Source organism: Agreia sp. Leaf283, from assembly GCF_001422485.1.
Classification (GTDB): Bacteria; Actinomycetota; Actinomycetes; order Actinomycetales; family Microbacteriaceae; genus Agreia.
In genome coordinates this window covers 209181-221749 of sequence record NZ_LMNF01000001.1, presented here as the reverse complement: position 1 = coordinate 221749, position 12569 = coordinate 209181, and the positions used below count along the sequence as shown (strand labels likewise).

Annotated in this window: 12 protein-coding genes; 8 read left to right on the top strand and 4 right to left on the bottom strand. The window is 68.3% G+C overall.

Going from position 1 to position 12569, the window contains the following annotated elements:
• The first annotated feature begins 15 nt into the window (after positions 1-15).
• The 3 genes from ASF51_RS01030 to menC are packed head-to-tail and all read left to right on the top strand — an operon-like array spanning position 16 to position 3929.
• Positions 16-1527 (top strand): alpha-N-arabinofuranosidase, encoded by a 1512-nt coding sequence (locus tag ASF51_RS01030; protein ID WP_055923982.1) that lies wholly within the window; start codon positions 16-18, stop codon positions 1525-1527.
• Between the two features lie 9 nt (positions 1528-1536).
• Complete coding sequence (locus ASF51_RS01025; protein WP_055923979.1) at positions 1537-2823, top strand: saccharopine dehydrogenase family protein; 1287 nt, start codon at positions 1537-1539, stop codon at positions 2821-2823.
• Positions 2820-3929, top strand: a complete 1110-nt coding sequence (gene menC / locus ASF51_RS01020; protein WP_055923976.1) for an o-succinylbenzoate synthase — start codon at positions 2820-2822, stop codon at positions 3927-3929. Before ASF51_RS01025 ends, menC begins: the two co-directional genes overlap by 4 nt.
• Before the next feature lie 95 nt (positions 3930-4024).
• Here the strand turns inward: menC and ASF51_RS01015 are convergent, their stop codons facing one another.
• Complete coding sequence (locus ASF51_RS01015; RefSeq protein WP_055923974.1) at positions 4025-4942, bottom strand: hypothetical protein; 918 nt, start codon at positions 4940-4942, stop codon at positions 4025-4027.
• 154 nt (positions 4943-5096) lie between these two features.
• Between ASF51_RS01015 and ASF51_RS01010 the strand changes: the two genes are divergently transcribed.
• Genes ASF51_RS01010 through ASF51_RS01000 form a run of 3 tightly spaced genes read left to right on the top strand, consistent with a single transcriptional unit; the run spans position 5097 to position 7966 of the window.
• Positions 5097-6971 (top strand): helicase HerA-like domain-containing protein, encoded by a 1875-nt coding sequence (locus ASF51_RS01010; RefSeq protein WP_055923973.1) that lies wholly within the window; start codon positions 5097-5099, stop codon positions 6969-6971.
• Positions 6971-7549 carry a GNAT family N-acetyltransferase gene (locus tag ASF51_RS01005; RefSeq protein ID WP_055923969.1) on the top strand — a complete coding sequence of 193 codons (579 nt, stop codon included), beginning with the start codon at positions 6971-6973 and terminating at the stop codon, positions 7547-7549. Before ASF51_RS01010 ends, ASF51_RS01005 begins: the two co-directional genes overlap by 1 nt.
• 9 nt (positions 7550-7558) lie before the next feature.
• Complete coding sequence (locus tag ASF51_RS01000; protein ID WP_055923966.1) at positions 7559-7966, top strand: DUF3224 domain-containing protein; 408 nt, start codon at positions 7559-7561, stop codon at positions 7964-7966.
• Here ASF51_RS01000 and ASF51_RS00995 read toward each other — a convergent pair.
• Positions 7963-8589, bottom strand: coding sequence for a hypothetical protein (locus tag ASF51_RS00995; RefSeq protein WP_055923962.1), 627 nt, complete (start codon positions 8587-8589; stop codon positions 7963-7965). The genes ASF51_RS01000 and ASF51_RS00995 overlap by 4 nt on opposite strands.
• Before the next feature lie 128 nt (positions 8590-8717).
• Positions 8718-9269: a TetR/AcrR family transcriptional regulator gene (locus ASF51_RS00990; protein ID WP_157411948.1), complete on the bottom strand. Its 552-nt coding sequence runs from the start codon at positions 9267-9269 to the stop codon at positions 8718-8720.
• A 286-nt stretch (positions 9270-9555) separates the two neighbouring features.
• On the opposite strand from ASF51_RS00990, the gene ASF51_RS00985 reads away from it, so the two are divergent.
• A complete protein-coding gene (locus ASF51_RS00985; RefSeq protein ID WP_055923956.1) occupies positions 9556-10497 on the top strand; it encodes an aldo/keto reductase in 942 nt (313 codons plus the stop codon).
• Between the two features lie 3 nt (positions 10498-10500).
• On the opposite strand, the gene ASF51_RS00980 is transcribed toward ASF51_RS00985, so the two are convergent.
• On the bottom strand, positions 10501-11895 hold the full coding sequence (locus tag ASF51_RS00980) for a protein kinase (RefSeq protein WP_055923953.1): 1395 nt from the start codon (positions 11893-11895) through the stop codon (positions 10501-10503).
• A gap of 160 nt (positions 11896-12055) precedes the next feature.
• On the opposite strand from ASF51_RS00980, the gene ASF51_RS00975 reads away from it, so the two are divergent.
• Positions 12056-12562, top strand: a complete 507-nt coding sequence (locus ASF51_RS00975; protein WP_055923950.1) for a GNAT family N-acetyltransferase — start codon at positions 12056-12058, stop codon at positions 12560-12562.
• Positions 12563-12569 lie beyond the last annotated feature (7 nt).

The window sequence follows — 12569 nt, the reverse complement described above, 5'->3', positions numbered from 1 at the left end:
AACCAGGAGACACCCATGGTCACCGCACGCCTCACCCTCGACCCCCACTTCGCCGTCGGGGCGATCAACCGCCGCATCTTCGGCTCGTTCGTCGAGCACCTCGGACGCTGCGTGTACGACGGCATCTACGAGCCGGGGCACCCCACGGCCGATGCCGAAGGCTTCCGGGGCGACGTCATCGACCTCGTCAAGGAGCTCGGAACAACCACCATCCGCTACCCCGGCGGCAACTTCGTCTCGGGGTTCAAATGGGAGGACAGCGTCGGCCCGCGGGAGGACCGCCCGCGGAGGCTCGACCTGGCCTGGCACTCCACCGAGACGAACGAGATCGGGCTGCACGAGTTCTCGTCATGGCTCACGAAGGTCGACAGTGAGCTGATGCTCGCGATCAACCTGGGCACCCGCGGTGTCGAGGAGGCGCTCGACCTCGTCGAGTACACGAACATCCGCTCCGGCTCGACGCTCAGCGACCTGCGCATCGCCAACGGCCAGGTCGACCCGTTCGGCGTCACCATGTGGTGCCTCGGCAACGAGATGGATGGCCCGTGGCAGCTCGGTCATCGCAGTGCGGAGGACTACGGCAAGATCGCGAGCCAGACCGCGAAGGCCCTGCGCCAGCTCGACGAGCGGCTCGAGCTCGTGGTGTGCGGATCGTCGAGCGCGCAGATGCCCACCTTCGGATCGTGGGAGCGCACCGTGCTGCAGCACACCTACGAAGACGTGGACTACATCTCGTGCCACGCCTACTACGAGGAGCGCGGGGGAGACCTCACGAGCTTCCTCGCCTCGGGCGTCAACATGGACCACTTCATCGAGTCCGTCGTCGCGACGGCCGACAGCGTGAAGGCCGAGCTGCGGTCGTCGAAGCAGATCAACATCTCGTTCGACGAGTGGAACGTCTGGTACATCGAGCGCTACCAGACGGTCGATCGCATCACCGACGTCGAGGAGTGGCCCGTCGCCCCGCGCCTGCTCGAAGACGTCTACTCCGTCGCCGACGCCGTGGTCTTCGGCAGCCTGCTCATCTCGCTGCTGAAGCACGCCGATCGAGTGCAGTCGGCCTCGCTCGCCCAGCTCGTGAACGTGATCGCGCCGATCATGACGGAACCGGGCGGCGACTCGTGGCGCCAGACCACCTTCTTCCCCTTCTCCGTCACCTCGCGCCTCGCCCGGGGCACGGTGCTCGAGGTCAAGCTCGATAGCGACACCCACGACACGAAAGACTATGGAACGGTCGCGACGGTCGACGCCGTCGCCACCTTCGACGCCGAGACGGGAACCGCCGCCGTCTTCCTGGTGAACCGCAGCGAGACCGAGGAGGCGACCGTGACCATCGACGTCGCGGGCCTGGGCGCTCTGGGCATCCTCGAGGCCTCGACGCTCGCCGACGCCGACGTCTACGCGGCGAACACGCTCGCCGATCAGAACCGAGTCGGCCTCACCCCCAACACGAGTGCGAGCCTCGTCGACGGCGTCGTCACGATCACCCTGCCGGCGGTCTCGTGGAGCGCGGTGAGCCTGGGGTAGCGTTCACCCATGAGAATCCTCCTGGTCGGCGCCGGCGGCGTCGGCGATGCCATTGCCAAGATCGCAGCGCGGCGGTCGTTCTACGAGCAGATCGTCGTCACCGACTACGACATCTCGAGGGCGCAGCGCACCGTCGACTGGATCGCCTCGAAGCACGGCAGCGAGGTCGCCGGCCGTTTCGCGGTCGACGCGATCGACGCATCCGACCCCGACAGCGTCGCCGACGTCGCCAGGCGACACGGCGCCACCCACGTGATGAACGCGGTGGAACCCAAGTTCGTGCCCACGATCTTCGCGGGCGCGCTCGCCGCGGGCGCCGACTACCTCGACATGGCGATGAGCCTGTCGGAGCCGCACCCCACCGACCCGCACTCCGAGACAGGCGTGAAGCTCGGAGACGACCAGTTCGCGCAGGCCGCCGACTGGGAGACCGCGGGGCGCCTCGCCCTCGTGGGCATGGGAGTGGAGCCCGGGCTCAGCGACGTGTTCGCACGCTACGCCGCCGATCACCTCTTCTCAGAGATCGACGAGCTCGGCACCCGCGACGGCGCCAACCTCGTGGTGCGCGATGAGGCAGGCAACGAGATCTTCGCCCCGTCGTTCTCGATCTGGACGACCATCGAGGAGTGCCTCAACCCCCCGGTCGTCTGGGAGAAGGATCGCGGCTGGTTCACCACCCCGCCGTTCTCGGAGCCCGAGGTCTTCACCTTCCCCGAGGGCATCGGCGACGTCGAGTGCGTCAACGTCGAGCACGAGGAGGTGCTGCTGATGCCGCGCTGGGTCGACGCCAAGCGGGTCACGTTCAAGTACGGCCTCGGCAACGAGTTCATCGGAATCCTCAAGACGCTGCACCAGCTGGGGCTCGACTCGACCGTGCCCTTGAGGGTGCGCTCGGCGAACGGCCCCGTCGAGGTCGCACCGCGCGACGTGGTCGCCGCCGGACTGCCCGATCCCGCCACCCTCGGACCCCGCATGTCGGGCAAGACCTGCGCGGGCCTGTGGGTCACGGGCACGGGCGTCGACGGCCGGCCTCGCGAGGTCTACCTCTATCACGTCAGCGACAACGAGTGGACGATGCGCGAGTACGAGGCCCAGTGCGTGGTCTGGCAGACCGCCCTCAACCCGGTGATCGCGCTCGAGCTGCTCAGCACGGGCGCCTGGTCGGGCGTCGGCGTGCTCGGCCCTGAGGCCTTCGACGCGAGCGCCTTCCTCGACCTGATGAAGGCGCCGGAGTCCGAGGGCGGCTACGGCCAGGCCTGGGGGCTCGAAGACCGGCTCGTTCCGCTCGTCTCGTGAAGATCGCGCGGATCAGCCTGCATCGCCTGGCGATGCCCCTGGTCAGGCCGTTCGAGACCAGCTTCGGCACCCAGACCGAGCGTGACGTGCTGCTCGTGCACGTCGTCACCTCAGACGGCGTCGAGGGCTGGGGCGAGTGCGTGGCGGGGGCAGACCCCGTGTATTCGAGCGAGTACGTCTCCGGCTGCGAGCACGTCATCGAGCACTACCTCGCGCCCGCCGTGCTGGCCGCGCGCGACATCACGGCCGAGACACTGGATGCGCGACTGCGCTTCGTGGTCGGCCACCGCATGGCGAAGGCCGCCGTCGAGGCGGCCGTTCTGGATGCCCAGCTGCGCGCATCCGGGCTCTCGTTCGGGCGGTACCTCGGCGCCGCGCGCGACGAGGTCGACTGCGGAGTCTCGGTGGGCATCGCTCCGAGCATCGACGAGCTGCTCGACGAGGTCTCCGGGTATGTCGCCGAGGGGTATCGGCGCATCAAGCTGAAGATCAAGCCCGGCTGGGACCTGGAGCCCGTCGGTGCGGTGCGCGCGCTGCTCGGCGACGGGACCCTGCTGCAGGTCGACGCCAACACCGCCTACACCCTCGACGACATCGATCACCTGCGCGAGCTCGATGCGTTCGGGCTGCTCCTGATCGAACAGCCCTTCGTCGAGGAGGACATCGCGGGCCATGCCGTGCTCGCCGCCGCCATCGACACCCCGGTCTGCCTCGACGAGTCCATCACGTCGGCCGCCGTAGCGAGCGATGCGATCGAGCGCGATGCGACATCCATCGTCAATGTGAAGCCCGGACGGGTCGGGGGATACCTGGAGTCCGTGCGCATCCACGACGTGTGCCTCGCGCGCGACGTTCCCGTGTGGTGCGGGGGCATGCTCGAGACAGGGCTGGGCAGAGCGGCGAACGTGGCGCTCGCGGCGCTTCCGGGATTCACCCTGCCCGGCGACACCTCGGCCTCGAAGCGCTACTACGCAGACGATCTGACCGAGCCGTTCGAACTGGTCGACGGGCGCCTTCGTGTTCCCACGGGCCCGGGAACGGGCGTCACCGTGCGCACCGACCTCATGGCCGAGTGGGCGACCCGGCCACCGCTGCTGCTGCGCTGAGCCCGCCCGCCCGCCCGCCCCGGCTCTGCGCGACGTCGAGTTGCACGAATCTGCCCGCTCGACCGCCTGCCAGGCGGCAGATTCGGGCAACTCGGCTACGACCGGGCCCGAATCGAGGCCGCCAGATCGGCGATGAACTCGTCGGGCGCCGTGAGGTCGTCGGCTGTGTAGCGCTTCGCGTCCCAGCCGATCGTCTTCAGCCTTCTGAATCGAGCGATGTCGCGGCGCCACTGCTTCTTGTCGGTGCGGTGGTGGTCACCCTCGTAGTCCATCGAGATCTTCAGGGCGGGGTATGCGAGATCGACGCGCGCCACGAAGACGCCCCGATCGTCGAATACCTCGTAGTTGGTGACGGGCGTGGGCAGCCCCGCCAGAATGATGATCACCCGCTGCCATGACTCCATCGGTGATTCGCTGCCGTCGTCGAGCATCGGAAGTGCCCGGGCGAGAAGCCTGGCACCCCGCCCGGAACCGTGGTTGGTGACGGCGAGAGCGAGACGGGCGAGGTCTGTCCGGGGGAGGGAGCGGTGGATGAGACGGTCGCCGATCGCTACCAGCGGCGCAAGGGCGAGAACCGCAGCCAGATCGCACCAGGTGCGTTCGGGCGTTGTCGCCCCGAAGCCGAACCGGGAATCGACATCGCCGGGCGACAGAGTGGCTTGATGCCCGACCACTCCGTGCCGGTGAGGCGCGCGCCGGCCACGAGGCACCGTCACGTGCAGAGGTGAGTTCTGCAACTCGGTCGGCAGGGGCAGGCGGTGCAGGGCTGCGGCGGTCGCATGACTGAAGGCCGCCTCGGGAGGAAGGGTCTGTGCCAGAGCGCGGCACCTCTCCTCGAACACCATCGCAGGCGGAAGACCGTCTTCCCATCCGGCGCGGAGGCGTAGGCCGTGGAACGGCGTCGTCAGGTCGCGGGCGCGGAGGCGCTTCTCCGTGACACCGTTCGCTCGGGCCTCGGCCACCGTGAACGCGCGGGGCGGGAACACGATTCGCTTGGGAGGGACCGGACTCACCCGCTCACTATGCCCACAATCGTGAATGCTCACAGAAGTTGTCCACAGCGTTGCCGAGTTGCCCGAATCTGCCGCGTTGTCGCCCGGGAAGGCGGCGAAACGAGGCAAGTCGACTCGTCGATCGGAGCGCGGGCTTCGTCGGTAGAGTCTGTGTATGACGAACGACGACGGTTCTGTTCAGGATGCTGCTGCCGCACTCGCGCAGGCGAAGGCCGCGGCGGCCGCGGCGCAGGCCGCAGCGGATGCGGCCGAGGCGGCGCTCGCTGAGGCCACACGGCGAGCCGCTGAGGCGGAGGCCGCTGCAGCGCCGGTCGATCCGGAGCCCGTTTCGCCCCCGCAGCCTGTCGCGCCCACGCAGCCCGTCGCATCCCCGCAGCCTGTCGCATCCCCGCAGCCCGTCGCGTCCGGGCCCCTGAGCCAGGCGGCGGTCGACGCTGTGCGGGCGGGCTACGACTTCGCGGGCGAGGCCCTGCAAATGGGGGCGCTCGTCAACGGCGAGGCGCTCGCCGACGTGCAGGTGCGCATCCCGCTCGGCATGGTCGCGAGGCACGGCCTCGTGGCCGGAGCGACCGGCACGGGCAAGACGAAGACCCTCCAGGGGCTCGCCGAACAGCTCTCCGCCGCGGGCGTTCCCGTCTTCGCGGCCGACATCAAGGGCGACCTGTCGGGCATCGCCACGCCCGGCGCATCGAGCGACAAGCTCACCGACCGCACCCGCGGCATCGGCCAGGACTGGAAGTCAACCGCCTTCCCCACCGAGTACTTCACCCTCGGCGGCCTCGGTACAGGAGTGCCGATCCGCGCGACGATCACCAGTTTCGGGCCGCTGCTGCTGTCGAAGGTGCTCGGCCTCAACGAGACGCAGGAGTCGAGCCTCGGGCTGGTGTTCCACTACGCCGACGCGCAGGGCCTGCCGCTCGTCGACCTCGCCGACCTGCGTTCGGTTCTGAGCTACCTGCAGAGCGACGAGGGCAAGGGCGAGCTGAAAGATCTGGGCGGCCTCGCACCCGCCACCGTCGGAGTGATCCTGCGCGAGCTCATCACGTTCTCCGACCAGGGCGCCGATGTCTTCTTCGGGGAGCCCGAGATCGACACGGCCGACTTCCTGCGGCTCGCATCCGACGGTCGCGGCATCGTCAGCCTCCTCGAGGTTCCGGGGGTGCAGGACAAGCCGGCGCTGTTCTCCACCTTCCTCATGTGGCTGCTCGCCGATCTCATGAACGACCTCCCCGAGGTCGGAGACATCGACAAGCCGAAGCTGGTGTTCTTCTTCGACGAGGCGCACCTGCTCTTCGCGAACGCCTCGAAGGACTTCCTGTCGGCCATCACGCAGACCGTGCGCCTCATCCGCTCGAAGGGCGTGGGCATCTTCTTCGTGACGCAGACCCCCAAGGATGTTCCGGGCGATGTGCTCGCCCAACTCGGTTCGCGCGTGCAGCACCAGCTGAGGGCCCATACCCCCGACGACGCCAAGGCGCTGCGGCAGACCGTGCAGACGTATCCGGTCAGCGAGTACGACCTCGGCGAGGTGCTGCAGAGCCTGGCCATCGGCGAGGCGATCGTCACGGTGATGAACGAGAAGGGCGCGCCCACTCCGGTGGCGTGGACGCGCATGCGCGCCCCGCAGGGTTCGATGGATCCCACGCCGGCGGCCGACATGCAGGCCACCGTGCAGGCTTCGCCGCTGCTCGCGCGCTACGGCACCGCCGTCGACCCCGACTCGGCGAAGGAGATGCTGGCCCGTCGCCTCGACGCCGCATCCGCCGCCGCCGCTCAGGCCGAGGCCGAGGCGGCAGCCGCGGTGCAGGCCGCCAAGACCGAGAAGGAGCGACTGGCCGCGCAGAAGAAGCTCGACGCCGAGTACGACCGGATGACCCGGCAGACTCAGCCCCGCCGCACCACGACGAGGTCGTCGTCGACCCGCCGATCGTCGAAGACGCCGATGGAGCAGGTGCTCGGATCGCCCGTGACGAAGACCATCCTCACCGAGGTCATGCGCGGCATCTTCGGCAACGCGCGCCGACGCTGATGGCCGAACCGCGCATCCGGCCGTTTCGAGAGGGCGACGAGTCGCACGTCTTCGATGTCTGCGTGCGCACCGGCCAGGGCGACCCCGCGATCCTCGCGGACGTGTATGCGGCGCCGTACCTCCGTCTCGACCCGGAGCTCGCGTTCGTCGTCGATACGGGCGAGCGGGTCGCGGGCTACATCCTCGGCACCGCCGACACGCGCGAGTTCGTTCGCCGGTACCGGGCCGAGTGGCTTCCCGCTTTCGCCGCGCGTCACGCGGTGCCCACCGACGCACCCGACGACGGCCCGCACGGAGTACTTGCGGCCGGGCTGCGCCCCGAGCGGATGCTCGTGCCCGGGGTCGACGAGTATCCCGCCCACCTTCACATCGACCTGCTTCCCGAGCTGCAGAGGCAGGGCCTCGGCCGGATGCTCATCGAGACCCTCGCAGACGCGTTGCGGGCCCGCGGCGTGCCGGGTCTGCACCTCGTCGCCGACCCGGCGAACACGTCGGCGATCGCGTTCTACTTGCGACTCGGCTTCGTCGCGCTGCCGGCCGAGCCCGAGGTCGGTGCGCTGATGGGCATGACGCTCTAGGATCGCCACATGACCGACGACGCTCCCTTCATCGCCCCCTTCGAGATCATCGGCTGGGAGCAGTCCTCCTACGGAGACGAGGGGGAGCGCAGCGAGCTCGCCCGGGTGACGGTGACCAAGGTCTTCACCGGCGACATAGAGGGAGAGAGCGCGGCTGAACTGCTGATGGCAAGCAACCCCGTCGGCGCCGGGTACGTCGCGTCCGAGTTGTTCACCGGCGTGATCGGCGGTCGCGCCGGATCCCTGGTCATCCAGCACGGCGGGCTCGCCGAGGGTGACGACGGACACAGTTTCGGCAGCATCGTTCCGGGGTCGGGCACAGGTGCGCTGGCCGGCGCCCGGGGCGAGGCGATCTACGCGAACAACGAGGAGGGGCACACGCTCACCCTCACCCTGCGGTTCGTCGACGAGGGCTAGCCGACGACGAGGTTCTCGGGCGACATCAGCAGGATGAGCACGAGGGACAGGCCCGCGATCGCGCCCGCGGAGACGACGGCGCCCAGCAACGGCCACCGCTCGAACCAGTAGAGGATCGGCGCGTAGTCACGACGAAGCGCGGCCCGGGTGATGGGTTCTTCGACGCGACGCACCGGCACGTCGAACGCGGAGGCCAACGCCTCGATGCTGTCGACCGACCAGAACTGCCCACGCATGCGCAGCAGCGCATCGCCGGTGGTGTCGAGCAGGAAGAGCTGCTGAACCGTCTCGAGCGACTGACCCCGGTAGACAGTCAGGATGAGGACGCTCTCGATGCGCTTGCCGGCCACCCTGTTGGTGGTGAAGAAGCCGCGTTCGCTCACGCAGTCGTGCGAGATGCGGATCGACACGCGCGAGAGCAGGAACGACGCGAGGGCGTAGACAACGGTGACGACCACCAGCGCGACCAGCACACGGGGCCAGGTTCCGCGGGGGATGGTGAACCAGAACACCGCGGCGAAGACGGGAATCAGCAGGGCGGCGGTGACCAGACGCGTCTGACCGTGCAGCTGGGCCACCGGCCGAAGAAGGCGCTCGGCGCGCGAGACCGGGTTCTGTATCACCGCGACCCCATTCCTCAAGCTCCGAAGGAGAGGAGGGGCCGGGCGCCCCCGCCTCCGGCAATCGTAGATCGCGCGGTGCGGTGTCGGACAGCCGCATTAATGAGGACACGCCGTATCGGCGTGTCAGTTCACTTCGAGGCGGCGGGCTCTCCGGCGCCGACCAGCTCGACGGCGACGTCTGCCAGGCTCTCGATGAGCGTGTCGGATGCAGGCTTGTGCAGCACGAGCTCGCTGAAATAGACCGGCCCGACGAGCTGCGCGAACTGCTCCTCGGTGACGGGGCCGATGAGCTCACGCAACTGCTCGAGGCGCTTGTCGCTCATGTCGTCCATCGATGCGACGGCCTTGTCCTCCTGCGTCGCGTGGTGGATCAGCGAGGTCAGGGCCACTTTGGTGATCGGTTCGTGGATGCCGTCGCGCACGCTGGTCAGGAAGTGCACGACCCGCTCGCGATTCGACAGGCCCTCGGGATCGAATCCGTCGCTGCCGGGCGCGAGGCTCACGGCCTCGCTGATGACCTGCTCGATGGTTCCCCAGTGCACGTAGAGCGTGCGTCGGGAGACCTCCGCCTCCTTCGCGAGGCTGCTCAGGGTGATCGTCTCGCCGTTGCGCTCCGAGAGCATACGACGGGTCGTCTCGAGGACGTGCAGGCGGGTTCTTTTGATTCGGGGGTCAGTCACGAACGCAATGATAGGCGAGACGTATCCTTTGCAGCACCGCCTTGACTAAGATCGTTAGACACTGTAAGTAACTTGCCGGAATTCTCTAATACCGTCAGATCGGTCAGAGGGGAAGCGCGAGAGTCTCCGGCATCGAAGCTTTCACCTCATAGATCACCCCTTTCACTCGATTGGGAGGGATTCGGGGGTATCTTGTCTGCGGAACGACTGCGGCCTGCCGGGCGGGTGGCCCGTTCTAAAGTACGTGGTGGTTCTCAGTGATGTAAAACAGTCGAAGGAGTGTGTCGTGACCACAATCGGTTCATCGGATCTCACCGTTTTTCCCCTGGCTCTCGGGGGCAACACGTTCGGCTGGACGAGCGACGAGCCGTCGTCGCGGGCCGTGCTCGACGCGTTCATCGCCGGCGGGGGAGACCTGATCGACACCGCCGATGCCTACTCCGCCTGGGTTCCCGGCAACTCGGGTGGCGAGTCCGAGACGATCATCGGCCGATGGATGGCGGACGCGGGCAACCGATCGGATGTCGTGATCGCGACCAAGGTGAGCCAGCACCCCGAGTTCCGCGGTCTCTCGGCGCGCACGGTCGCCGCGGCGGCCGACGCGAGCCTCACGCGTCTCGGCACCGACTACATCGATCTCTACTACGCGCACTACGACGACGAGAACACTCCTCTCGAAGAGACGGTGGCCGCCTTCGATGCGCTGGTCACCGCCGGCAAGGTGCGCTACGTCGGCATCTCGAACTTCACGGCCGAGCGGGTCTCCGAGTGGGTCGGCATCGCCCGTCGAAACGGCTTCGCAGCCCCTGTCGCCCTGCAGCCCCACTACAACCTCGTGCATCGTTCCGCCTTCGAGCAGCACCTCGCTCCCGTTGCCGAGCGGAACGACCTCGGTGTTCTGCCCTACTACGGACTCGCGAGCGGATTCCTGACCGGCAAGTACCGCACGGCCGCCGACCTCGACCAGAGCAGCCGCGGGGCGGGTGCGAAGAGCTACCTGACAGACGAGGGCCTCGGCGTCGTCTCCGCGTTGGCGACGGTGGCGGATGCGCGGGGCGTCGCGATCGCGAGCGTCGCGTTGGCCTGGCTGCTGGCCCGGCCGACCGTGGTCGCGCCGATCGCCAGTGCCCGCACGATCGAGCAGCTGCCCGATCTGCTCGAAGGCGCCCGCCTCGGGCTCACCGCTTCGGAGATCGCCCTGCTCGACGACGCCTCTGCCGGATTCTAAGGACTAAGGGCTGACCGTCTCCGTGGCGCCGGAAGCGCGGCGCAGCTCGAGGCGGAGTTCCAGTTCGTTCATGACCATCGCGGCGAGGTCCGTCAGGGTCTCGAGCTCGTCCGGGCTCGTCTGGCGGGGCTCGAAGTCGAGCACGCAGAGGGTGCCGAGGTTGTGCCCGTCACGCGTGGTGAGGGGCACTCCGGCGTAGAACCTCAGTCCGAACTCCCCGGCCACGAGCGGATTGGCCATCGCCCGCGGGTCGAATGACGCGTCATCCACCACCCACGCCTCGCCGCCGAGGATGGCGGAGGCGCAGAGGCCGGCGTCGCGGCCCGTCTCCGAGATCTCCAGGCCGTGATGCGACTTGAACCAGATGCGGTCGAGATCGACGATGCTGACGATGGCGATGGGAACGTCGAAGAGTCGGGCGGCGAGGGCCGTGATGCGGTCGAAGGTGCCGTCGGCGGGGGTGTCGAGCACGTCGTAGCGCCTGACGGCGGCGAGACGGGCAGCTTCGTCGTGAGGCAGCACCGAGGCCGCCGGTGCGCCATGCCGAGCCGAGTCGGTCAGGAAGGCACGACGGAAGAACAGGATGATCTCGCCCAGGGCCGGCCGGTCGGCGATCGTGCGCGAGGTCATGCCGGTGAGCACGATCCGCCAGTCGACGGGCAGGTCGTCGGGCACCTCGGGGTCGTCGAGGAGCCGCGCCATCGCGGCCTGCAGCTTCGGACCGCTGAACGAGGGGTGGCCGCTCAATGCTTCGAGCAGCACAAGGCCGAGCGAGTACACGTCGCTCGCGGGGCCGAGCGCCTCGCCTCGGGCCTGTTCCGGGCTGAGGTACGCGGCGGTTCCCGTGGCGGAGCCGCTGCTCTCGGGCAGGCTCCTGGGCGACTGGGCGATGCCGAAGTCGGCGAGCTTCGCCCGCGTGCGCACGCCGTGGCTCGTGTACTCGGCCAGCAGGATGTTTGCCGGCTTCACGTCGCGGTGAACCACGCCGTGGTGGTGGGCGTACTCGAGTCCTTCGGCGAGGTCGTATGCGAGCTGGGCGACCTGGCGACGGGTCATCGGCCCCTCGGCGAGCGCCTCTTTGAGGTTCTTGCCCTTCACGAGTTCCATGACCAGGAAGCGACGCGGGTTGTCGGGGTCGGTGCGGTCGATTCCCGCATCGTGGAGCGTGACCAGGCTCGGGTGGTTCAGGCTGGCGAGCACGGCGAGCTCGTGATGCTGGCGCGCAAGCTCCTCGGTGTTGGCCGGTGCGGGCTCGAAGAGCTTCACCGCCACGTCTCGACCGAGCATCTGGTCGTGTGCGCGATAGACGGAGGCCATTCCGCCTTTGCCGACGAAGGAGTCGATGCGGTACCGATCGTGCAGCACGGAGTACGGGTGGCGCGCCGTTTTCTCGCTCATCGTGCAGCCCCCATCCCCAGTGGATGCCGTTCACCCCTATCAGTGATCGTAGAGGTGTATACGACGGAACCTCAGCAATGGAGTCGGGGGTTGACGAGTGGTGCCCGGCCGTGCTGCGGCGGCTTTTGTCTGGTGCCGGTGTGTTTGCGAGAATCGTCGGATGCCCGCACCTCACGCACCCGAGATTCAGCACGTCGAATGGACCGATCCCCGCGCGGTGGCGATGCGCGCGCTCATGGATGCGGAGATGCACGTGCGCTACGGCCTCGACAGCCCGGCCGACGCCGACTTGTCGGCGGAGATCGAACGTGCGCTCGCGGTCGATGAGACAACGGTCGTCGACACGGTGCTGCTGGTCGACGAGGGCGTCGCGGTGGCTCATGCGGGTCTTCGGATGCTCGCCACCGATTCCGGTCAGGAGTGGGAAGTCAAGCGGGTCATCGTCGACGGCTCGCAGCGCGGGCGAGGCCTGGGTCGCGCAGTGATGACGGAGATCATCGCCATCGCCCGCCGCGGGGGTGCGCGTCGCCTCATTCTGCAGGCGGGAGACCGGCAGCCCGAGGCGGTCGGCCTGTATACCAGCCTGGGATTCACGCCGATCCCGGTGTACGCGCCCTACGCCGAGGTCATGCCCCAGTCGCTGTGCTTCGAACTCGTGCTTCGGTAGCCTGACG